Origin of the sequence: Bacteroides luhongzhouii (assembly GCF_009193295.2) — a bacterium.
In the GTDB taxonomy this organism is placed as follows: domain Bacteria; phylum Bacteroidota; class Bacteroidia; order Bacteroidales; family Bacteroidaceae; genus Bacteroides; species Bacteroides luhongzhouii.
Genome location: NZ_CP059973.1, coordinates 822,992 through 847,499 on the forward strand (window position 1 = coordinate 822,992; position 24,508 = coordinate 847,499).

A 24,508-nucleotide genomic window follows, 5' to 3' on the forward strand; every position below is an offset into this window, starting at 1 on the left:
AATGTAATAGAAACATTTAAAGAAACTGCAGGACAAATCATCAATCTGATCTCAATCCTACATGAAAAAGCCACAGGAAAACAATCAATAACCCTGTGGCTTTTATCTTATGTGACCTAATTTAGATTCAAACTGTCATATCCAACAAAGTTTCTCCCTTCGTATTCAATACTTTTATTCTTAACACCTCTTTTTTCTTCTCCAGAATCATCACCGTAGCACTGTCCATCTTATATCCTCCACCAATAATAACCGGATAATTATTACCCAGTTCCCCTTTCGGATGGTAAGCGTATTTATGAGTATGTGCGTTCAGGCTGATATTGAAAGGTGCTTTTTCTAATAATTTAGTCCAAAGATTCGCACAGAGATTCTTTTCATAATTACCGTAAAGCGGAATATGATGAATAAGGACACGTTTCTTTGCTTTCTTGAATTCTTTAGCAGACAGTTCTTTTTTCAGTAAATCAACCTGTTCATTACGCAATTGAGTAAAATCGTTCAAGCCATAATATACCCAATGGTCGTCCGGTTTATCTTCTCCACAATCCAACATGACGATACGGGTATCTCCCCAGTTAAAAGAAGCATAAGTTTTATCTCCCACATAATCAAAATGGTCACGCAAACCGATAGAATAGGCATTGCGGATTTCATGGTTGCCACGCATAAAGAAAGTCGGTATGCGATCGCCACACACTCCTTCGGTCAGTTCACTGATAAATGTGGTTGCCTGCTCGTGATCCACAGGATCATCCACACAATCACCATTGAAAACAACAAAATCATACTTAACATCTCGTATCTGTTTACACAGAGCACGGAAAGTATTGGTATGTTGGTGCAGATCATTAAAAATAATAGCAGTAAAAGACTCTGTATCAGCAACAGGAAGAGTAAATTCACTGAAGGTCGATTGTGCTGTATTTCCAAATACCTTTTTATATGCCTGATAAAGCAACATCTCTTGCGAACACACACGATAATAATATTTCTGTCCGGGCTGTAAGCCATCTATACGTATTTTATGCAGCTTGTTATTACAGACCACCTGACCGTCAACAATCATACGCGCACGTTCCAGCCGGGTAGTATCTGTGCCATATTCCACCCAGCAATAAGAAGGAACGGTTGTTTCCCACATCACAGTAATGCCATTACCCACAGGATTCTGCAAATAAGGTTTAATACGGAATATCTTGTCTGCCTTTTCAGCGGTACGCAATTCCACAAGTATGGGGCGATGGTCGGAAGCCATTGGCTCATTAACTACTCTCGCAGATATGACAGCAAATCCGGTAGCGTTTTGCTTTGACGCGGCAATATAATCAATGGTCTCTTTTGGATCGGGAGCAGGATAAGTATGCTTTTCCGGATTGGAGAGTATTTGAAAATCCTTTTGCAATTCTTTGATGAAATCGGATTCAGGTTCAGCATTCATATCCCCGGCTAGAAAAAGAGGCTTTTTATAGGAAGCAATCAATGACTTCACTATTTCCAAAGATTTCATACGGTCTTCTTCCGTTAATGACAGATGAGTACAACAATAAATATAATCCTCAAATTCTGCCAGAATCAAGGTGCGGACCTCTTCTCTACCAGGTAAAGGGATAGTTTGTAAACGTAGCGGAACTTGCTTTGTCAACAGTCCGATTCCATATTTACCTCCTTCAAACTCTATAGCAGGTGCAAAACAAGCATGCATTTGCGTACGTTCAGCTATCTCACCCAGCACATATTTCTGTCCGCTCCGACGGGTCATACTGTCTACCTCTTGTATAGCCACAACATCAGGAAAAGCATTATTTATCACATTGGCTACCCGTTGAAAACTACAAATATCATCCATGCCATTCGCATTTTTAATATTATAAGTCATCAGTCTCAATGTATGTTGAGCCTGTACCGGAAAAATAAATAAGATGACGGAAATGAGTAAAAAGATCTTTTTCATGTTCTTCATTTTTGGGGGTTATGTTAAGTTCCCCCAAAGGTAAGAAAAAAATAAAAAGCCACAAAGATACGGATTCATACCTTTGCGGCCTCTTATTGTTAAGAATAACTTTTCTCTAAATGGGGGGATGAGAATAAAGCTATATTATTTACAAGGTCGATTTATTATCTTATTATTTCTTTTGCCACTTTGCGGTAGTATCCCACATTTGCGGATCTACACTATTAAAGTGCCAAAAACCGATTTGAGAGATTCCCAGTTCATCAGCTAGTTCAAGTAGCGCTTCCGTACTTCTGGCATCACTTGCATAAAACAGATGCCGATTACCATCAGTACCATCATACAGATACATGTTTACCTTTTCATAACATAACCAGGTAGGAGAAGGCAAAATTCCATTTATACTGTCAGGCACAGATTGGTAAATCTGCCTTCCTTTGATGCCGCCAGTTACAGCATAATCATTTGCATAAGCAGGCAGCGCCATCACTAATTTATCATTTGGAATATGTTTCATCCAGAAAAGCATCGCCTCTTTAGTCCATAGATAATTAGACGTAGGTCCAATGCCCATACAATCATCCCTATGTTTGAGCTCGGGCTTATCTATCCCAGGTGCAAAATACATATCGTAACACATCACTCTAATTAAGTCGCAGGTAGTATTCAAAACTGCCGGATCGTGAAACATCTTAGTTTCGTTATCTTGATACAAAGCCGGATAAAAACTAACGCAATGGCTTAATTTCTTTCCAACAGCATGGAGTTCTTTTGAAGCAAGTTTCAGGAATTCGGTATATGCATCCTGAATATCAGGACGCAAATGTTCGAGATCAAGATCTATTCCATCATATCCATTTGCATTGCAATCACTTACATACTTCTCAACAAGTGCCTTTCTTTTCTGTGGCGTATCAATCGTTTCTTCATTCCCACCTACAGCCTGATATACTTCGATATGATTCTGATGACATTCATCAATAAATGATTTCGGAGGATTCCCGAAAACGCTAATGGAACTAATAATCTCTTTCACTGGCTCTATATCCTTAAAAGAGCTTCCATCTATATAGACATACCAAGGAGCTACTTTCTTCTCCTGGGTGGTGGAAGAGAGTGTTTCCTGCTTGCAGGAAACACTCGTCATTACCAACATTACACAGCATATAGCTGTTCCAATTATGCTTAAATACCTCATTGAATGTAAAGTAAACTGTTATTCTTCATCATAATTATACTTCTTATATTCTATATAGTCATATTTGACTGTATATGTCTTTGAAGTAGGCTTATCTCCTTGCCAGCCACCTCCATCAGCAAAGGTCATCATTGAGAATCCAAATTTAAACTGTGCCGGAGTATACCAGGTAGTAAATGTTTTCGCCACTTCACCATCTATAATCCATGCCGCCCAATATGCACCATCTGCATTAAGTCTAAGATCAATAGTCAAAGTATGTTTACCCGGATCAATAGGTACACCGTAAACTCCCATAGCTTCCGTATAACAACGTACCAGCATCTGACCTGGAACAGGAGGAACCGTACAAGCCGCACGATCATTTTCAGTACCCGAGAAAACAAACATAGAGAATGACCTTTCTTCAGCGTTAGTTGCAGCGATATTACCACCTGCCAACCATTTTTCACCTACCCCTACCAAAGGAACATCTATTTCCCATGTATATTTTCCAGCTCCCACTTCCGGACTATAAACGAAGTTATTCCCGTTAGATAGATTCAAACTTCCATCTGCAATCGTTCCTCCATTGTTAGTCCATCCAACAGGAACAAAACCAGCTTCCTCAAAGTCCCACTTCACTGTTGTTCCCTCTGGTTCGGGAGGAAGCTGACCTTCAATAATCGGCTTCATTGAGTAATCATAAGGAACATACTCTAAATAATCAAATAAGGCATAATTTTCTTGAGTTGCCGCATGATCGCCCATACCATAAAGATTCTCGACACTAGATATAGCACGGAAATAAGCCTCTTCACCATAATCTAATTGTGCCCTCTTTAAAACTTTACCATCAACCGACCACTCCGCCTGATATTTCTTATTTTCCAGCTTCAAATCCAAAACAAATGTATGCCAAGCATCCCCCTTAATAGGCGTGAATTCAGAGAAAAAAGGATTAGCCTGACTAGTCACAAGGCACAGCATATCATCTGGTCCGGCACTATGTGCTGCACGGTCTGCAGCTGTACCGGAACAAATTTCAAAATCCAATTCATGCCCATCGTCAAAATATAAAAATGCTCCAATACTAGCCCGGTCATTCATTCCGAATTTAGGGACATATATCCTCCATTCATAACGACCTGATCCGAATTGCGTTGTTGTCTGCACCTTGAAACGGTCCCCATTAGTACCTTCATACTCTTCACCTGCCCGGGTATAGATTCTTAACGCTTTTCCATCTTCACATTCGTCATTATCTACGATAGTGATCGGATTGATCCCTGCCACAAGCCCCGTCTTTTGCAATCCAGTAAAGTCACCATAATTATAAATGGTTCCTTTATAGCCATCCTGAATAACTGTGATGGTTCGAAGTTCAGCACCTTTCGCCGCTATGGTCAAGGTTGCACTGCGTTTTGGGCCGTTATTCTTATCAGCAGCAATTGTTAGCGTACCATTACCAGTTCCTTCCAAAGGAGAAACTGTAAGCCAATCACCACCTGCCTGATCCACTGCTACTTCCCAAGCTGCTTCTGACGTAATATCTACAGTCTGAACTTCAGTAGAGGAGACTCCGAATGTTAAAGCATTTGTGGAGATTCCGCATGCAATAATCTCTGTTTTCTCTTTGAAGCTATCACCGCATGATACTAAAGAGGCATTACATAATACACCTATTGCTAAATATAAATATCTTAGTTTCATAATGATTGTTTTTATTGTTTCACTCAGTTCTTCAAATTCGGATTAATAGACGAGTCTACAAAAGGACGGGGAAGATACATCTTACTGTCATTCCACGTACCTGATACGGAAACAGCTTCTTTCCTAAAGACTCCAGGAGCCACTTCAATCTCCGGATTTAATTTTCTGTATTCAAAATGATCTTTAATGCGATTCATGCGAAACATATCCCTCGCTCTAGTGGCAATATTTCCCCAATAATATCCGGCTATTTCCCAGCCATGTTCATTATAGGCAGCTTCTGCCAGATCATCATACGACATGGTTGTCTTATAGATATCCCGCTCTGCAACAACAGATCCATTAGCACGGTTACGTACCTCATTCAATAAGTTGACAGCTTCCGTGATACTGCCTGTTTTTGAACGACCTACGGCTTCGGCATACCAGCAATATACTTCTGCCAAGCGAATAATCTGATGCGTCTTTTCTCCATTCTGATTCATCGAAATTTTCGGATTCGTATAGTCGAATTCTTCTCCAGTAGTCGTTTCTACTTTCTTCATGAAACAGGGAGCAACAACCACACGTGGCGCTTCCGGATTAGGGTCTTCCCACCAATCACGTAACTGTGTTTCATTCTTCAATATTATTTTCGGAAAATAAGATGCATCTTTGCGTGAGCCTTCCGGGAAATCATACCAGAATTTAATTTCTCCGTTCGTATCTCCCCATCCACCGCCACCATAAGCATAGTCTGCCAGGAAATCGGCTAAAGGAGCATTGGTAAGTGCATCTATTCCCAAATTATAATAAACACCAAGTAACACTTCAGGATTATTCTTATTATACTCCATCGAATATACTTGCTTGTAATCAGGTAATAATTTGTAGTAGTAAGTACCTTTCTTCGCAGCATCGATTACTTCTTTTGCCTTTGCAGCGGCCAGTTGATAATATTCTGTTCCTTTGTTCAACGGCCATCCCGCCATTGCCATATACACATAAGCCAATGTTGCTTTTACAGCTCCTTGACTAACAGCAATGTTTACCCCATTTCTTGCGTAGGGTTCTTTAGTATAATTAGCAGGGACCATTGTTTCTGCCTTTTTCAGGTCAGATACAATCAGCTCGTAAATTTCAGGAACGGTTGCCAATGGCATGTTATAATTGATTTCATCTTTCACAACCATAGGTACCTCTCCCCAAGCCATTACAAAGTAAAAATAAGAATAAGCACGCCAATAATAAGCTTGTCCAATGGCCGCATCTTTCTCTTCCTGACTCACCTCCGGAGTTCGTCCGGCATTATCTATAATGAAATTAGCTGCTTTTACCAATCTCCAACGAGCACCCCACAATTCAGTCACCCAAGTGTTGTTGTCCGAAACATTATAAGTATCTACCTCACGCAGCCCCTGCTTATTAGCTGCAGGGTGTGTAGAAATATCATCCCCCATCACTGATTCGAAACCTGCCCAAATATTTGCATACATATCACTCGCAACTTTGGAATACATTCCATTCAGAGCCAAGTCCAGATCACCTTTTGAATTGAAGAAATTAGTTACCGCCAATTGCCCTTTAGGATCTTCTGTCAGTAAATCCTGGCAAGACACCATCCAAAGTGCGATCAATGCTAGTCCGACAGATTTGAATATTCTATATATTGTTTTCATATCCATGTATAGTTAAAAGATTAAAAGTTAAGTTTCATACCAAAAGTGAATGTTCTTGGAACAGGATAAGATCCCATATCCACACCATTAAAGCCATAATCGGATTCACTGTACACTTCTGGGTCCATACCTGTGTATTTCGTTAATGTAAACAGGTTTTGAGCACTGACCGACAGTTGAATATCGGCTACTTTCGTTATCTTCTTAGGAATATTATACGTAAGGCTTATATTTTTCAGTTTCACAAATGATGCATCTTCAAGCCAGAAATCGGAATCAGGATAGTTTCTATTATCTGAATTTTTATGACTTGCATACACAGCATCTGCTTTATTGGCTACTTTATCCCAACTTTTGTAATAAGCATCAGATAAAGAGATGAAACGATATACACCTGTCATAGATCCCATCGCATAGCGGCTTACATTCAGTCTATCTTGTCCTAATGCAGCATTGATAAAGAGATTGAGCGTCCAATTTTTCCAAGTAAATGTATTATTCCATCCGAAAGTCCAATTAGGCTCGGCTTGCCCTTTAGTAACCAGATCGTCAGCACCCGGATTGGTTGTCAAACTTCCATTAGATTGATGTTTATATAAGTTGGCGCCCTGGTCATTAAAATTTGCCCATTCATAAAGATAGAAAGAACCAATCGGATACCCTACTTTTTTAATTTGAATGGGACCACCGCCAATACTTGTATAATTCTCCCCAACGATAAAATCACTACCTGCCAGATCGATTATCTTATTCTTTAAATAAGATGCATTCAGCGATGTTTCCCAACCAAATATATCTTTGTCAGTCAAAGGAGTTGCTGTGATGGTAAATTCAACACCAGAGTTTCTAACTTCACCTTGATTGACCCAGAAAGAGCCACCTCCGTTATACTGAGGAGCAGGTTTGCGAAGCAACAAGTCCTTAGTATCCTTTCGGAACCATTCGGCTGTAAAACTCAAGCGACCGTCCAAAACACTGGCGTCCAAACCTATGTTATACTGATAGGTGCTTTCCCAAGTTACATCTGGCGTAGCGAGATTTCCAGTCCAATAACCGGTATGGATTGCATCGCTACCATAACCGTCATAATTCGTAGGAGCCAACATACCTAATGTTGTGTAAGCACCGATACTTTGATTACCAACAACACCAAAACTGGCTCTTAGTTTCAATTGCTGGACAATGTTTTGTTTGCTCATAAAGTTTTCTTTAGCAACATCCCAAGCAACAGCTGCTGACGGAAAATATCCCCATTTATTCTTCTTCTGAAACTTAGATGAACCGTCGGCACGGAAAGTACCTGTCAGCATATACTTCCCTTTGTAATTGTACATAATTCGACCAAGCCCGGACACAATAGCTTCTGCGGAATAGCCATTTTCCCCATCGCGTGTCTTTGCATTTTTTGCATTCCAATAACCAACAAATTCATTGGCTAAATCACTACCGGTTAGCTTTAGATTTCTGCCTTCGGCACCACTTGCTTCAAATACAGCTGTTGCAGTCAAATGATGATCGCCGAAACTTGTGTTATAAGTCACATTATTGGTATTCTGCCAGAATAGATTCATCCTGCTCGCATTTTCCATACCACTAATTTGTCCGGGTTTTGCTAACGACGAGGTGAAAGAGTAACTCGGAACATGAGAGTAATTAGCAGCACCCTGTACAGACAATGTCAACCCTTTCATTATTTTGAAAGTCAAATCCATATTAGTATTCAAAGCATACACATATGAATCGCCATAATTTGCCACACGGGCACCATAAGGGTTTCCGTTTACTGAATTATAAGGGTCCATATTATAAACGCCCGTCACCGGATCTTTCATTTCCATCGTAGGAGAATAGTTTAGAAAGTTCATAATGTCAATGCCCCCGTTATGACTGTGAGTACGTGAAGCATTAATTTTGGTAGAAAGTGTCAACCACTTGGTGAGTTCATTATCCAAATTTATCCGCAACTGTGCACGTTGATACTTAGTCGTGATGGTCATGGCTGTCATATTCAATACATTGGCTGAAATAAGATACTTATTTTTAGCCGTTCCACCCGAAATACCTAATTTATAGTCCTGACTAATACCGGTCTGCAACATCAAATTCTGCCAGTCAATGCCTTTGGAACCATTCTTATAGGCTTCCATCTCATCATCTGCAAATGAGATACCATTATACTCCTTTAATGCAGTCGCATATTCATAAGCATTCAGTAAGTCATATTTTTTAAGGATGTTCGATACGCCTATAGCCACATCTGCATAAATCTGCACTTTACCTTCCACCCCTTTTTTAGTAGTTACCAACACCACACCATTAGCGCCGCGTGAGCCATAAATAGCTGTTGCCGAAGCATCTTTCAGAACTTCAATAGATTGAATGTCAGCTGGATTTACATCCAGTCCACCAGACATAATACCATCGATGACATACAGGGGGTCATTGCTGGTATTAAGAGAAGTAGTACCACGAACACGAACTTTAACTGTACCACCAGGTAAACCATTTACGCTCGTCACTGCCACACCTGCAGTACGTCCTTGCAGAATATCTTCCACCCGCTTTACCGGCTGATCCTTAAATTGTTTGGAAGAAACAGAAGCCACAGCACCGGTTATATCTGATTTTTTCACTACACCATATCCGATGACCACTACCTCACTCAATTGGTTCTGATCCTCCTGCATTGTAATCTTCAAACTGGTATTCGTTCCCAGTTTAACCTCTTTAGTCACGTATCCGATATAAGAAAACAATAGTGTAGACCCAACAGGAGCACTAATCGAGAATTTTCCGGAAAGATCCGTTACGGTACCTGTTTGTGCGTCTTTAAGGGTTACGTTGACACCGATGACAGGTTCATTGCTGTCGGCATCCGTAACCGTACCCGAATACTGCTTTACAACCTGTGCATAAGTAGATGTAACTGCTGCAAAAAGAAATAGTAGCAAGCAGCCAAGCGTTTTTCTTAGATTATCCATATACTTTTCATTTAGTTAGAATATAATGATATTAGATTTTTAGGAATTTTAGGTACAAGTCAAGGCATTTAAAATGTTCCCAACATTACTCCGCCTCTTCATTCTACAGTTTTAGGATGTATCCATAGTAAATAGTCTTTTTTTAAGGTTTAATACGTTTCGTATTTAGTGTTAACTGTGCAAATATAGGCGCAAAGCATGGAAATAGAGATCAAATAACATCCATAATTAGTCCGCTACTGTTCAAAAGGATCATTCTGAATATCCTTTCTAGCTATCTAATGAGCTTTGTGGACAAAAGAAGATGAAATCTATTGTACAGTTTCATAACTTCTTTTATATTTGCTCTATCAAAAGAACATAACTATGTCAAAAGCACACGTACTAAAGAGGTATTCTTTTCTAATCTGGATATTATTCTTTGTTCTTTCTACCAAGGCTGAACAACAAGACTACTACTTCAGACAAATTTCTTTGGAACAGGGATTGTCACAATCAAGAGTGCAGTGCATTTACAGAGATCATCAAGGAGTCATATGGATAGGTACCAAATGGGGATTAAATAGTTATGACCAATCTGAACTGAAAAGTTATTTTCATGACCGGGAGCAGCCCAACTCATTGCCAGACAATTTCATTCGTTTTATTACAGAGGATCGTTTAGGCGATTTATACGTTTCTACCAATAAAGGAATTGCCATCTACAATAAAGCAGAAAATCAGTTTCAGCCATTGAAATATAACGGGAAGCCATTTAACGCTTGGTCTTATCTTCAAATAGGTGACAATTTCCTGTTTGGAGGAGAAGAAACTTTATACCAATACAATCTGACGGATAAAAGTATTACGACGATCTTCCCCAACATCGATGGAGACAAGTTAAAATGTATCAACCGCATCTTTCAGTGGAGTCCCGATGTACTGATAACCAGCAGTAAAAAAGACGGGCTTTGGATGTACGACTTGGCAAAAAAGAAAATGTATCGATGTCCATTTGTAAAAGAGCGCGAGATAAACACCATATTTGTTGACTCTCAAAACCAGCTTTGGGTATCATTCTATGGCAAAGGAATAGCCTGTTACTCGAAAGAGGGGAAAAGGCTTTTCAGTTTATCCACCAAAAATTCCGGGCTCAACAACGATATCATTTTTGATTTTCTTGAAAAAGACAACCAACTTTGGATAGCTACTGACGGAGGAGGTATCAACATACTTGACTTCCAGACTATGAAGTTCTCTTATCTTAAACATATTTCCGATGATGAACAATCCTTGCCGAATAACTCTATCTACCGGCTTTATAAAGATCAGATGGACAATATATGGATAGGCAGTATACACGGAGGATTATTCGCCATCAAAAAAGTGTTCATCAAAACCTATAAAGATGTTCCACTGAACAATCCCAATGGAGTTAGCGAACGTACCGTGGTTAGCATCTTTGAAGATAAGGATACATTGCTTTGGATTGGAACAGACGGAGGAGGTATCAACTCATTTGACCAAAAAACGAATACATTTCATCATTACCCTACTACATACGGGGAGAAAGTTACCTCTATCACAGATTTTTCTGAAAACGAGCTCTTATTATCATGTTTTAATAAAGGGGTCTTTACCTTTAATAAGAGAACCGCACAGACGCAACCTTTTCCCATTATCAATGACTCTATTTCGAAAAGAGAATTTTCATCCGGTGATTTGGTAAATCTATATGCTACAAAAGATAATATTTACATATTAGGCGCAAAAGTCTATATCTACAACAAGCATACCCGGCAAACATCTATTCTCTACGCACCCCAAATAGACATTCAACGCCAAATAGCTATGCAGGCAATTTATTCCGACGATACGCATCTGTATCTAATGGGAACCAATAACCTGTTTAAACTAAACTTCAAAACCAACGAACTGTCTTCATTAGTCAATATGAAAGAGGGAGATGATTTCACATCGGCCTGCCGGGATGATAAAGGTAACTTTTGGATAGGAAGTAATTTCGGACTGCTCTTCTATAATAAACAGACTGGAAAAACAGAAAAGATACATACCAACTTGTTCAACAGTGTATCCAGCCTTGCCTATGATAAAAAAGGAAAAGTCTGGATAGGAGCGCAGAACATGTTCTTTGCGTATATTATCAACGAAAAACGTTTTGTTATCCTGGACGAATCCGATGGAGTTCCTTCCAATGAATTGATATTTACCCCTATTCCTGCTCTTCGTACTCCCAATCTGTATATGGGAGGTACTATGGGACTGGTACGCATTAATACGGATATTATTTTCGAAAACAATTCGTCTCCTATTCTCAAGCTACTTGAAGTAAAACTGAATGGTAAATCAACTCTGAAACAGGTTAATAATAACTGTATTTCGATTCCCTGGAATCATTCATCGTTCAACATTAAAGTGATTGCTGACGAAAAGAACTCCTTCCGAAAACACCTTTTCCGGTATGTCATCACAGGAAAAGACAAAATGGTGATCGAGAGTTATCTCCAGACACTCGAATTGGGTACATTAGCATCAGGAGAATATACCATCAGCGTATCCTGCGACACCTCCAACGGTGAATGGAGCCAGCCGACAGAGATCTTAACTATTATAGTCTCACCTCCTTGGTGGAAATCTACCTGGTTTATTATACTATGCATTTTCTTTGCATTTCTAGTGGCAGGAGTGGTATTCTTTAGTTTGATAAGAAAAAAAGAAAATCGGCTGAAGCGTGAGATGCGGGAACACGAGAAAAAGATATATGAAGAGAAAATACGCTTCTTAATCAATATCAGCCATGAGCTACGTACCCCTTTGACACTCATCTATGCTTCCCTGAAACGCATTCTAAATAAAGAGGTGAAGCAAGACGAGCTACCGGAATATCTACAGGGGGCATTCAAACAGGCGAATCAGATGAAATATATTATCAACATTGTGCTTGATGCACGCAAAATGGAGGTAGGACAGGAAGTGCTACACATCTCTTCGCATCCTTTACACAAGTGGATACAGGAAGTGGCAGAAACATTTCAAACTGCATCTAAAGCCAAAGAAATTGAAATTACATACGACTTTGACGACAGTATACAATCTATCGCGTATGATGACACAAAATGCAAAGTTGTTCTTTCCAATCTGATTATGAATGCTTTGAAATATAGTCCTAATCAGACTCGTATTGTTATAAAAACCATCCGTACAAATGAAAGTATACAAGTACACGTACAAGACCAGGGAATCGGATTGGATAATGTAGATATAAAGAAGCTCTTTACCCGTTTCTACCAAGGCAAACATAATGAGGGAGGAAGTGGTATCGGTTTATCTTATGCTAAAATGTTGATTGACTTACATGGAGGCAGGATGGGCGCTTTCAATAATAAAGACAGAGGGGCCACATTCTTTTATGAAATACCGGCTAATCTACAAGAACAAGAAGTATCATGTCCTCAACATTCCTACCTCAACGAACTTTTAAGTTCTCCGGAGGAAGAAGAGAAAATAGAATCCGGTTCTTTCTCTCTACAAGGATATTCACTGTTGATTGTAGAAGATAAACAGGACTTAAGAGAATTCTTAAAAAATGCTCTTAAGGATAAGTTCAAGAAGATCTATCAGGCAGAAAATGGATTGGTAGCGCTGAAAGTTATTAAGCAACAGCAACCGGACATTATAGTAAGTGATGTAATGATGCCACAAATGAATGGCTATCAGCTATGCAAGGAAATTAAAGAGAATCTGAATATTAGCCATATCCCTGTTATTCTACTTACCGCCAGAGCCGATTCTGAAAGCCAGATGTTAGGATACAAATTAGGAGCCGATGCCTATTTGCCCAAACCATTTGAAATGGAAATGCTCCTTAGCGTGATCCAGAACCAGATGAGAAATCGTGAATATATTAAATCCAGATACAGGGGCAATCAATTCATTCTGTCTCCGCAAGAGGCTACTTTCAGCAATGCGGATGAACAATTTATGATTAAATTGAATGAAATGATCGATCAGAATCTGTCTCAACCAGATCTGGACGTAAAATTCCTGACTGCCCAAATGGCTATGAGCCGGACATCCTTATATAATAAGATCAAGGAACTGACCGGCATGGGAGCAAACGATTATATCAATCGTAGAAGAATCGACAAAGCAATCATTCTTTTAACTCAGTCTGACATGAGCATTACTGAAATATCAGAGCAGGTAGGTTTCACTTATCAACGATATTTCAGTACGTTATTTAAAGAAATGAAAGGAATGACTCCTTCTCAATTCAGAGCACAACATGGTTTCACCCAACAACAATCAGAGTAGACTCAGCACTTTAGTTTATCATTTATATAGAAATTATACTTCCCGGAACAGAGCGATTAAGATTTCCAGTGCAGATTTGAACGTTTCATGATTTGAAATGACTAAAATCTGATGAGTAGAATAAAGCATTCGACTACTTTTGCAGCAAGCAATTGATAGAAAACGAATACACTTAAATTCAATTATTATGAGAAACTACTATTTAACTCTGTTACTAATATGCATTTGCGGCATTTGCTTTGCACAGCAACAGACCAATGACATCAGTACTAAAAATCCGCCAAACAAAGAATGGAACTTCAACAATCTGGATGGATGGAAATACGGACATCAGGATAACAACCCGGATAATCAATGCATATTAGAGAATGGTTACTTACGGATCTTTACACGGGCTAACTCGGTGGATCGGAAAAAGGTTCACACTGTAGAACGGATTTATACAACAGGAAGATATACCTGGCGTACTCATATCCCGCAAATGGGAATAGGAGATCAATGTAGCGTGGGTTCGTGGATATACCATGACGACCAACATGAATTGGATTTTGAAGTCGGATATGGTAAAAACACAGTTCGCAAGGAGTTAAATGCAGCTCCGAACGAAATGATTGCTTATATGACATCGCAGGCATATCCTTTTTCTTCCGTTCCTGTAGTAATCAAGACCGGATGGCATCTGTTCGAAATTGATCTGACATTAAAAAACGGGAACTATTACATCATCTGGTTAATAGACAACGAGCCCAAACATGAACTTCAACTGGAATTTGGGAAAGACATTGCATTCCATATTTTTTGCAGTGTAGAGAATCTTAAATTTATTGGAGACCAACCGGCACAGCAGGAAAATTCCGGATTGTTTGATTTCGTCAGATATACATATCATGACTAAATAAATGAACTTAGCACACATTTCTTAAAAGCCAAAAAAATTAATGCCATGAGAACAACGTTCATTTCACTTTCTCGGATATTCATGAACATTTGTCTCCATGCGCAGGATAGAGCAGTCGATGAAGGTCATGCTCTCTAAATATAAAATAGCCCTCGCTACAAATTTGTAACGGGGGTATTTTTTAAAGGAGTTATTCCTCCTCCTGCTAATATTTTGTTTATGTGCTTTTTATATCTGAATATATCAATCAGATAATCCCTCTCACTCTATCGTCAAATGCAGAAAGCGCAGCTTTCGCTCCTTCGCCCATAGAGATAATAATTTGCTTATAAGGAACCGTAGAAACATCTCCGGCTGCATAGATACCCGTCACATTCGTACGGCAATGTGCATCAATCATGATTTCGCCCGGACGGTTGGTTTCCACTATGTCGCGGAATACACTGCTATTCGCAGAAAGCCCGATCTGTACAAATACGCCATCCAACTCAACCAAACGTTCTTCTTCCGTTTTGCGGTCTTTAATGCGTAAGGCAGTCAACTTATCACCATTTCCTATCACTTCCGTAGTCTGTGAACTTACAAACACTTCCACATTCGGCAATGATTTAAGTCGATCTTGAAGTACACTGTCCGCTTTCAGTTCATCCATAAATTCAAAAACAGTCACTTTGGAGCAGATACCAGCCAAGTCAATGGCTGCCTCAACGCCGGAATTTCCTCCACCTACTACTGCTACATGCTTTCCTTTATAGAATGGGCCATCACAATGAGGACAAAAGGCAACACCACGGCCGATATACTCCGCTTCTCCCGGAACATTCAGTTTACGCCAGCTTGCACCGGTTGCAATAATCAGTGCTGGAGCTAGAAATTTCTCACCAACAGAGGTAGTGATCTGCTTTTGTTTTCCAACCACTTCTACTTTTTCCACTTTACGATGCTCCAGCAAATCCACCGGATAACGCAACAAGTGAGTTTTCAGATTATCGGCAAGTTCATTTCCTGTCGTTTCCGGAACAGAAATTAGATTTTCAATACCCACCGTTTCTTTTACCTGTCCGCCAATACGCTCGGCCACGATAGCTACACGGAGTCCTTTACGGGCAGAATAAATAGCTGCCGATACTCCTGCAGGTCCTCCACCGGCTACAATCACATCATATTCTTTCACCTCTGCATTCGCTTTGGTTTCGTCAATACCATATTGTTCTTCCAACTTGGCAAGCAATTCGCCAAATTCACCACGGCCTACATGAAGCAGCTTTCCATCGGCAAATACAGAAGGTACTCCCTGTATCTTCAATGCATCTACTTCATCCTGATAAAGCGCACCGTCTACCATTTCATGCGTAATAGCCGGACTCAAAGTGGTCATTGCATTCAGAGCCTGCACTACGTCAGGACAGTTCGTACAAGTCAACGAAACATAAGTAGTCAGATGTATCGGGCCTTTCAGTGCTTTCACACGGTTGCAAACGGCCTCATCGGGAAAGTTCTTTCCTTTGCCGTCCAGATTCAGGATAGCCAAAAGCAATGACGTGAACTCATGTCCGTTAGGAATACCCCGGAATGTGATTCCGGTACGATCACCATTCTTTAATAAAGTAAACTTCAATGCTTCTCCCTCATTCACCGAGCAAGTGATATGATCGGAACAATCCACTACATCTCCCAGCAGCTCCAATAATTCTGTTTTGTTTTCGTGGCTGGATGATACGGATATATCAAAAGTAAAGTTTGCCTCCAGCCCAGCAAAAATACCCTTTAGTTGTTCTTTTAATGCAGATTCTAACATACCTTTTTTCCTTTCATTTTTTTAAAAGAAAGGCCGGCAGCGTCTCCCGTTACCGACCTCCCATAATCACCATTATCAAGATCTATCAAATCTTACCTACCAGATCGATGCTTGGTTTCAGGGTAGACTCACCCTTCTTCCATTTAGCCGGGCAAACTTCTCCGACGTGGCTGGCTACAAACTGTGCAGCTTCCACCTTACGAAGCAATTCACTTGCATCACGGCCAATATTGTTATCATTCAGTTCTACCACTTTAATCTTTCCTTCCGGATTGACAACGAATGTACCACGATAAGCCATACCCTCTTCTTCGATATATACACCCAGTGCACGGCTCAAAGCGCCAGTCGGGTCTGCCAACATCGGATATTGAATCTTGCGAATACTTTCAGAAGCATCATGCCAAGCTTTGTGCACGAAATGAGAGTCAGTACTTACCGAATAGATTTCTACACCCATCGCTTTGAATTGGTCGTACTTTTCAGCCATATCCACCAATTCAGTAGGACATACGAAAGTAAAGTCGGCAGGATAGAAGAAAAGAATCGCCCATTTACCTTTCAGGTCATTGTTGGTTACAGTCTTGAAAGCTCCGTTGTGAAAAGCCTGAACGCTGAATTCAGGAAGTTGAGAATTTAAAATTGGTTCCATAATCTTTATTGCTTTTATTGTTATTAATTGATTTGACTTATAACATCAGAAACAACGTTTTGTTTTTTGTTTCTGGTGCAAAGATAAAGGCAGCTCCCCCGCCTTTGCAAAAAAAGTCCAATCGAATATTTCTATGCTATGATAGATGAAATTAATAAAAGCATTTTATAACTTTGCATGCATAAACAAAAAAACTGGAAGTATATACGATTATGAAACATCCTCTAGCTCAATTCCTATATTGTCCCAAATGTGGTTCTCCGCATTTCGAGGTAAATAACGAAAAGTCCAAAAAATGTACAGATTGCGGCTTTGTCTATTACTTTAACCCTTCCGCAGCTACTGTGGCGTTCATCTTGAACGAAAGAAAAGAACTGCTTGTTTGCCGACGTGCTAAAGCCCCGGCTAAAGGGACTCTTGACCTTCCCGGTGGATTTATAGATATGAACGAGACAGGTGAAGAAGGTGTAGCCCGTGAAGTGCTGGAAGAAACAGGATTGAAGGTAAAAAAAACTATTTACCAGTTTACACTTCCCAATATTTATGTCTACTCGGGTTTTCCTGTGCATACACTCGACATGTTTTTCCTGTGCATCGTAGAAGACATGAGCCATTTTTCGGCAATGGATGATGTAGCAGACTCTTTCTTCCTGCCTCTTTCTGAGATTAATCCGGAAGATTTTGGACTGGATTCTGTCCGGCGAGGACTTAAAAAGTTCTTATCCGAGAGATAATTCGTTAAAATATAACAAATTACAGAAATATATCCCCTTTCATTCTGTACTTTTGCATAAATACCCGATTATGAAAAAAGAAATTACTAGACTCATTTGTGCGGCCATTTGCTGCACGCCCATTATAGGATTTGCTCAGACAGGTGATAAGTTCACTTCAACTGACAACCTTTATAAAGAAGGGAAAGAACTTTTCCAGGAAAAGAATTATGCAGCTGCTTTGCCGGCTCTGAAAGCATTTGTAAAACAAAAGCCCGCAGCCAGCCTTCTTCAGGACGCAGAGTATATGCTGGTCAGTTCGGCTTACGAACTGAAAGACAAAAACCGTATCGAACTCCTCCGTAAATATCTCGACCGTTATCCTGACACTCCTTATGCCAACCGTATTTATTCGTTGTTAGCCTCCGGCTATTTCTACGAAGGAAAATATGACGAGGCACTGGCGCTTTTCAACTCTGCCGACCTTGATTTGTTAGGCAATGAAGAACGAGATGACTGCACTTACCAACTGGCTACTTGTTATCTGAAAACCGATAACCTACGAGAAGCAGCAATCTGGTTTGAAACGTTGCGTGCCAACAGCTCCAAATATGCCAAAGACTGTGATTACTACCTCTCTTATATCCGCTATACGCAAAAGCGTTATACCGAAGCGTTGAAAGGTTTCCTTCCCTTACAGGACGACCCAAAGTACAAAGCTCTCGTCCCCTATTATATAGCCGAAATTTATGTGCAGCTCAAAAACTACGATAAAGCACAGATTGTAGCACAAAACTACCTGTCAGCCTATCCGAACAATGAGCACGCAGCAGAAATGTACCGCATCCTGGGAGATGCCTATTACCATTTCGGACAATATCACCAAGCCGTAGAAGCATTCAACAATTACTTGAATAAAGATCGTTCGGCTCCCCGCCGCGACGCCCTTTATATGCTGGGTCTCTCCTATTACCAAACAAAAGTCTACTCCAAAGCTGCCGAAACATTAGGGCAGGTGACAACTGCCAACGATGCCCTTGCCCAAAATGCATATCTCCACATGGGGCTCTCTTATCTGCAACTGGCAGAAAAAAGCAAGGCCCGCATGGCTTTCGAACAAGCAGCCGCCTCCAATGCCAATATGCAAATCAAAGAACAGGCAGCCTACAATTATGCTCTTTGCCTGCATGAGACTTCTTTCTCCGCTTTCGGTGAATCAGTTACTGCCTTCGAGAAATTCCTGAATGAATTTCCGACTTCTCCTTATGCTGAAAAAGTCAGCAGTTACCTGGTGGAAGTGTACATGAATACGCGTAGCTACGATGCGGCTTTGAAATCAATCGACCGGATTGCCAAACCAAGTGCGCAAATATTGGAAGCCAAACAGAAGATACTGTTCCAATTAGGTACACAATCTTTCGCTAACGCTGACTTTGAACAAGCTTTGAAATATCTGAACCAATCCATTGCCATCGGACAATACAATCGTCAGACCAAGGCAGACGCTTACTATTGGTGTGGAGAATCCTATTACCGTCTAAACCGAATGGTAGAAGCTACACGTGATTTCAATGCTTATCTGCAACTTACCACCCAACCCAATAACGAAATGTACGCGCTTGCCAACTACAACCTAGGATATATCGCTTTCCACCGGAAAGATTATACGCAAGCAAGCAATTACTTCCAAAAATACGTTCAACTGGAGAAAGGTGAAAATGCAACCGCACTTGCCGATGCATACAATCGTATTGGTGACTGCCACCTGCATGTACGTAACTTTGAAGAGGCCAAACATTATTATTCGCAAGCCGAGCAGATGAATACCTCTTCCGGAGACTATTCTTTCTATCAACTGGCTCTTGTATCCGGTCTGCAGAAAGACTATACCGGTAAGATTACCTTACTGAACCGTTTGGTAGGAAAGTACCCTGCTTCTCCTTATGCAGTAAATGCTATTTATGAAAAAGGGCGTTCCTATGTTTTGATGGATAACAACAATCAAGCCATCACCTCCTTCAAGGAATTACTTACTAAATATCCTGAAAGCCCGGTCAGCAGAAAAGCTGCCGCCGAAATCGGGTTGTTATATTACCAAAAAGGAGATTACAATCAAGCGATCGAAGCCTACAAACAGGTTATTGAAAAATACCCGGGTAGTGAAGAAGCCCGCCTTGCCATGCGTGATTTAAAATCTATTTATGTGGACCTCAACCGTATCGATGAATTTGCAGCTTTAGCAAATGCCATGCCGGGGCATATACGTTTCGATGCTAACGAACAAGACTCGCTTACGTATGCCGCCGCAGAAAAGATCTATGCACGAGGCAGAATGGAAGAAGCCAAGACAAGCCTCAACAAATACCTGCAGACCTTCCCGGAAGGAGCCTTCAGCCTGAACGCACATTATTATCTCTGCCTGATCGGAAACGAGCAGAAAAATTATGATATGATTCTTCTCCACTCCGGTAAATTGCTGGAATATCCTAACAATCCGTTTGCAGAGGAAGCACTGATCTTGCGTGCTGAAGTGCAATTCAACCAGCAAAAGATGACTGAAGCATTGGCTAGCTACAAAATGCTGAAAGAAAAAGCAACCAACGTAGAGCGTCGCCAACTTGCTGAAACGGGTATTCTGCGTTGTGCCTTCCTGCTACGAGATGATATAGAAACCATCCATGCAGCTACCGATCTGCTTGCAGAAGCCAAACTTAGTCCGGAGCTGAAAAATGAAGCTCTTTATTACCGTGCTAAAGCCTATACCAAACAAAAGGCTGACAAAAAAGCAATGGAAGACTATCGTGAACTGGCCAAAGACACACGTAACTCTTACGGTGCCGAAGCGAAATACCAGGTTGCACAATCACTCTACGACGCAAAAGAGTATGCCGCTGCAGAGAAAGAATTGCTCAACTATATAGAACAGAGTACACCACATGCTTATTGGCTGGCACGTAGCTTTGTCCTTCTATCCGATGTTTATCACGCTACAGGTAAAAATCTGGACGCACGTCAGTATCTGTTAAGTTTGCAACAAAATTACCAAGGCAATGACGACATTGAAAGCATGATTGAAAGCAGACTTCGTAATTTGAAAGTTGAGAATTGAGAATTAAAAAATAGAAAAATATGAAACGATCTCATTATATAATAGGGGGACTCGCATTGGCAATGTCAATGCCATCCAGCCTTCAAGCCCAAACTACCCAACCGAAGGATACAACAATGAACCGTACGGTCGTTGTGGAACAAGAATATAACCCAGACATTATGGACGCTTCGAAAGTAAACGTCCTGCCTAAAGTAGAAGAACCGACAGTGAGCAAGAAAGAGGTAGAGTATGCCACAACATTCTTTCCGGCCACTTCCGTTCCGGCAGGTCTGATGCGCCCCTATACCGGAAAAGAAGTTCAGCCCGGCACTACCCCGGGATATGTACGTGCCGGATATGGTAATTATGGCAATTTGGACATTCTTGCCAATTATCTATTCCGTCTGTCAAAGAAAGACAAATTGGATGTACGTTTCCAAATGGATGGAATGGATGGTAAGTTAACTCTTCCCTTCACAGATGGAGAGAAATGGAATGCTTTCTACTACCGCACACGTGCTAATGTGGATTATACGCATCAATTCGATAAGTTGGATTTAAATATTGCCGGAAACTTCGGATTGAGCAACTTCAACTTCCAACCGGAAAGCGTAAACAGCAAGCAGAAATTCACATCCGGTGACTTCCATGCGGGCATTCATTTCATTGATGAGACCGCACCACTGCGTTTCAATGCAGAAACAAATCTGTTGATGTATGAACGCCAGCATAACATGTTCAATGAATTTGAAACCAATACAGGTATCAAGGAAACAATCATACGTACCAAAGGCGATGTCACGGGAGCTATCGGCGACCAACAATTAATAACTATCGCTTTGGAAATGAACAATCTTCTCTACAACGGATATACAAAGAATGTTTCTACCGGAGATGAATATTTCAAAAACTACACAACACTTCTTTTAAATCCATATTATGAACTGGATAATGATGACTGGAAATTGCATATCGGAGCCAATGTAGATTTATCTTTCGGATTTGATAAGTCTTTCCGTATTTCACCCGATATCACTGCACAGTATATTTTTTCTGACAGCTACATTGTTTATGCAAAAGCAACTGGCGGTAAGCAACTGAATGATTTCCGCAGATTAGAAAGTATCTGTCCTTACGGTGAACTGCCGGAGGCAAATACCACTGCCACTTTGGGATATGTACAACGTCCTTATGATACTTACGAGCAAATCAACGGTAGTATCGGATTCAAAACAAGCCCTTATCCGGGACTTTGGTTCAACGTGTTCGGTGGTTATCAGAATCTAAAGAACGACTTATCTTATTTAGGTTTTGACCCAAGTAATATTTATTCAGGTTCTTATCTTTCTTTTGCTCAAGATAATACAGATAATCTTTACCTTGGAGGTGAAATCAGTTACGATTACAAAGATATCCTCGGAATATCAGCTAAATATACTTACCGTAATTGGGACAGCAAAACAGGGGAATATCTGTTGACTGTGAAACCAGTCAGTGAAATGTCTTTCAATGTACGTATTCATCCGATCTCTGCTCTTAACATAAATCTGGGTTATGAATCTATCAGCCGCAAAGAAGTAAAAGAGCATGCGAAAATGACTGCAGTGAATGATTTGCATATCGGAGCCAGCTACAATGTGTTCAAAGGCGTATCTGTCTATGCTCAAGTACATAACTTGCTGAACAAGAAATATCAATATTATTTAGGTTATCCTACGGAAGGATTCAATTTCTTAGGAGGATTGAGTTTCCGATTCTAAATTAATGAAAGGGGCGTTATCCGGAAATGGAAACGCCCCTTCTTAAAAAACTTAAACTTCAATTATTCTGTTGTCGTCACTACAAATCCGCCACCAATAGATTTATAAGCCTTGTATTTCTTCTACCGACAGACCTGTTATCTGTGAAATAGTATTAATAGGAATATTCAAAATCTTCATATTACGTGCTGTTTCTTTTTTTTCTTCTGCACGGCCTTCTGCACGGCCTTCCGCACGGCCTTCTGCACGTTCTGTTAATATATTATCTTTCAATATTACAATATTATCCAAATGACGATAATATGCTTCAAGTTCGGTTTTCGTCATTTTATCAAGTTTCAATCGTTCACGGGCCTCCGTCAAACCGGGAGCAGTAGCACTATCAGGAATATCACCTGTATTCAGATAACCAATCCATTCTTCCAACGGGCTCTTGGCAACCTGATTAAAGTCATTCACCTTTAGTATATAATATTCAGGATAAAGCTGGCTGACAGCATCGACCTTAAACGTCTGTTTTTGGAACGGAGTCAACTCCAGCACATCATTCTGATGAATCCCTCTGAATTCCGTTTTACCATGATATACTATATCCTTTCCATTGCCCAATGAAAAATAGACAATATTGACGCTATACACTTTACGTACTTTATCATAACCTTCTCCACGATTGATGTACTCGGTCACCAATTTAGAAGTACCAAACAACATACGCTGAAAATAAGCATACTCATTGTTATTCTGAACTTCAATCAGAATAAGTTCTCCTTTAGAGTTCTCCGCAAGCATATCAACACGATTATACTTATCAAACTCATCTTCTTGATTACCTTCACTTTCCAACAATTTCTGAATGACAATCTTTTCATTGAGAAGAGTAGTCAGGAAGCCTTCAAGAACTGCAAAATTGGCTTTATTACGCAATAAGCGTTTCATAGCCCAATCGAAACGAATATAATTACTGGCCATAGGTTCGTCTCCTTTCCCATTTTCTTTTTTCATGCAAACAAAGGTAAGCAGAAAATGTTTAATATCAAGTATATATATCTGATAAAATGGCTCATCCTATCTTTATATAGACTACCGATCGTCCCGCTCCATACTTTTTTAAAATCCCTTTCTCAATAAATGCATTAATATCCTGCAATGCCTGTGTTTTTGTCTTTCCAACAAGTAAGGCATAATCCTGCCGGTTAATACATGGATTCTTTTCCAAGAATTTATTTAATCGCTGCAAACACTTTTCTTCTGCTAAAGGATTCTTCACACGAAAAGGCGAATGATAACGTTGTAATACCAATTCAGTCTCAATATCCTTCTTAAACTGGCGGTTGATTCTCAAATTAATATCTTTAAGAGATACTGACGGTGAACGCAAGTCTTTTGAATCAGTCACTTCTTTGTTCACATTCAAAGAAAGAGTAAAATAACCAATATCACCCAATTCAACGGAAAATCCCTTCAAAAGCAAATGTCTTAGTTCTTTCGAAATAGCTTCTATGACACCTACCACTTGCGCATGAGGCATATGCTGAAATGCAGTCACTTGTTCTACAAATTCTTCGGCTGTATAACTGCCTTTCAAAACGACACGTGCATGCAGTGGTAGTTCTTCTCCACTCTTATCAGGGTTGGGAGTCTCATAAAGGTCATAATTAACACTCATTACTTATTAGTTTTTCATTGGAAAAGATTAATTTCTCTCTTCCAATATATTATTTATTCAATTTACTATTCAATTTCCGTTTGACAGTTGTCAAGCGATAGCTCAACAGTTGTCAGGCGTTCGTTTGACAACT

General features: G+C 40.1%; 14 protein-coding genes. 5 read left to right on the forward strand and 9 right to left on the reverse strand.

Annotated elements, in window-relative coordinates; translation table 11 throughout:
* Positions 1–127: 127 nt before the first annotated feature.
* From GD631_RS03225 to GD631_RS03245, 5 genes are all read right to left on the reverse strand, one after another.
* Positions 128–1,954: an endonuclease/exonuclease/phosphatase family protein gene (locus GD631_RS03225; RefSeq protein WP_185911565.1), complete on the reverse strand. Its 1,827-nt coding sequence runs from the start codon at positions 1,952–1,954 to the stop codon at positions 128–130.
* Between the two features lie 172 nt (positions 1,955–2,126).
* Complete coding sequence (locus GD631_RS03230; RefSeq protein WP_143259310.1) at positions 2,127–3,110, reverse strand: glycosyl hydrolase family 18 protein; 984 nt, start codon at positions 3,108–3,110, stop codon at positions 2,127–2,129.
* Between the two features lie 60 nt (positions 3,111–3,170).
* A complete protein-coding gene (locus GD631_RS03235; protein WP_143259267.1) occupies positions 3,171–4,844 on the reverse strand; it encodes a BACON domain-containing protein in 1,674 nt (557 codons plus the stop codon).
* 23 nt (positions 4,845–4,867) lie between these two features.
* On the reverse strand, positions 4,868–6,502 hold the full coding sequence (locus tag GD631_RS03240; protein WP_143259268.1) for a RagB/SusD family nutrient uptake outer membrane protein: 1,635 nt from the start codon (positions 6,500–6,502) through the stop codon (positions 4,868–4,870).
* A 20-nt stretch (positions 6,503–6,522) separates the two neighbouring features.
* The gene (locus tag GD631_RS03245; RefSeq protein WP_143259269.1) at positions 6,523–9,483 is read right to left on the reverse strand and encodes a SusC/RagA family TonB-linked outer membrane protein; all 2,961 of its coding nucleotides are present in this window, start codon (positions 9,481–9,483) and stop codon (positions 6,523–6,525) included.
* A 366-nt stretch (positions 9,484–9,849) separates the two neighbouring features.
* Between GD631_RS03245 and GD631_RS03250 the strand changes: the two genes are divergently transcribed.
* Complete coding sequence (locus GD631_RS03250; protein WP_143259270.1) at positions 9,850–13,797, forward strand: hybrid sensor histidine kinase/response regulator transcription factor; 3,948 nt, start codon at positions 9,850–9,852, stop codon at positions 13,795–13,797.
* A 187-nt stretch (positions 13,798–13,984) separates the two neighbouring features.
* Positions 13,985–14,692 carry a LamG domain-containing protein gene (locus GD631_RS03255; RefSeq protein WP_143259271.1) on the forward strand — a complete coding sequence of 236 codons (708 nt, stop codon included), beginning with the start codon at positions 13,985–13,987 and terminating at the stop codon, positions 14,690–14,692.
* A gap of 250 nt (positions 14,693–14,942) precedes the next feature.
* On the opposite strand, the gene ahpF is transcribed toward GD631_RS03255, so the two are convergent.
* Positions 14,943–16,493 (reverse strand): alkyl hydroperoxide reductase subunit F, encoded by a 1,551-nt coding sequence (ahpF, locus tag GD631_RS03260; protein WP_143259272.1) that lies wholly within the window; start codon positions 16,491–16,493, stop codon positions 14,943–14,945.
* An 85-nt stretch (positions 16,494–16,578) separates the two neighbouring features.
* A complete protein-coding gene (gene ahpC, locus GD631_RS03265) occupies positions 16,579–17,145 on the reverse strand; it encodes an alkyl hydroperoxide reductase subunit C (protein ID WP_143259273.1) in 567 nt (188 codons plus the stop codon).
* A gap of 212 nt (positions 17,146–17,357) precedes the next feature.
* Here ahpC and GD631_RS03270 point away from each other — a divergent pair, with 212 nt between their 5' ends.
* The 3 genes from GD631_RS03270 (at position 17,358) to GD631_RS03280 (ending at position 22,709) form a co-directional block, all read left to right on the forward strand.
* The gene (locus GD631_RS03270; RefSeq protein WP_143259274.1) at positions 17,358–17,879 is read left to right on the forward strand and encodes an NUDIX hydrolase; all 522 of its coding nucleotides are present in this window, start codon (positions 17,358–17,360) and stop codon (positions 17,877–17,879) included.
* 70 nt (positions 17,880–17,949) lie between these two features.
* Complete coding sequence (locus GD631_RS03275) at positions 17,950–20,967, forward strand: tetratricopeptide repeat protein (protein ID WP_143259275.1); 3,018 nt, start codon at positions 17,950–17,952, stop codon at positions 20,965–20,967.
* A gap of 20 nt (positions 20,968–20,987) precedes the next feature.
* Positions 20,988–22,709 carry a TonB-dependent receptor gene (locus GD631_RS03280; protein ID WP_143259276.1) on the forward strand — a complete coding sequence of 574 codons (1,722 nt, stop codon included), beginning with the start codon at positions 20,988–20,990 and terminating at the stop codon, positions 22,707–22,709.
* Positions 22,710–22,811: 102 nt separating this feature from the next.
* Here the strand turns inward: GD631_RS03280 and GD631_RS03285 are convergent, their stop codons facing one another.
* Positions 22,812–23,711 carry an Rpn family recombination-promoting nuclease/putative transposase gene (locus tag GD631_RS03285; RefSeq protein WP_143259277.1) on the reverse strand — a complete coding sequence of 300 codons (900 nt, stop codon included), beginning with the start codon at positions 23,709–23,711 and terminating at the stop codon, positions 22,812–22,814.
* A gap of 58 nt (positions 23,712–23,769) precedes the next feature.
* Positions 23,770–24,375 carry an HU family DNA-binding protein gene (locus GD631_RS03290; protein WP_143259278.1) on the reverse strand — a complete coding sequence of 202 codons (606 nt, stop codon included), beginning with the start codon at positions 24,373–24,375 and terminating at the stop codon, positions 23,770–23,772.
* Positions 24,376–24,508 lie beyond the last annotated feature (133 nt).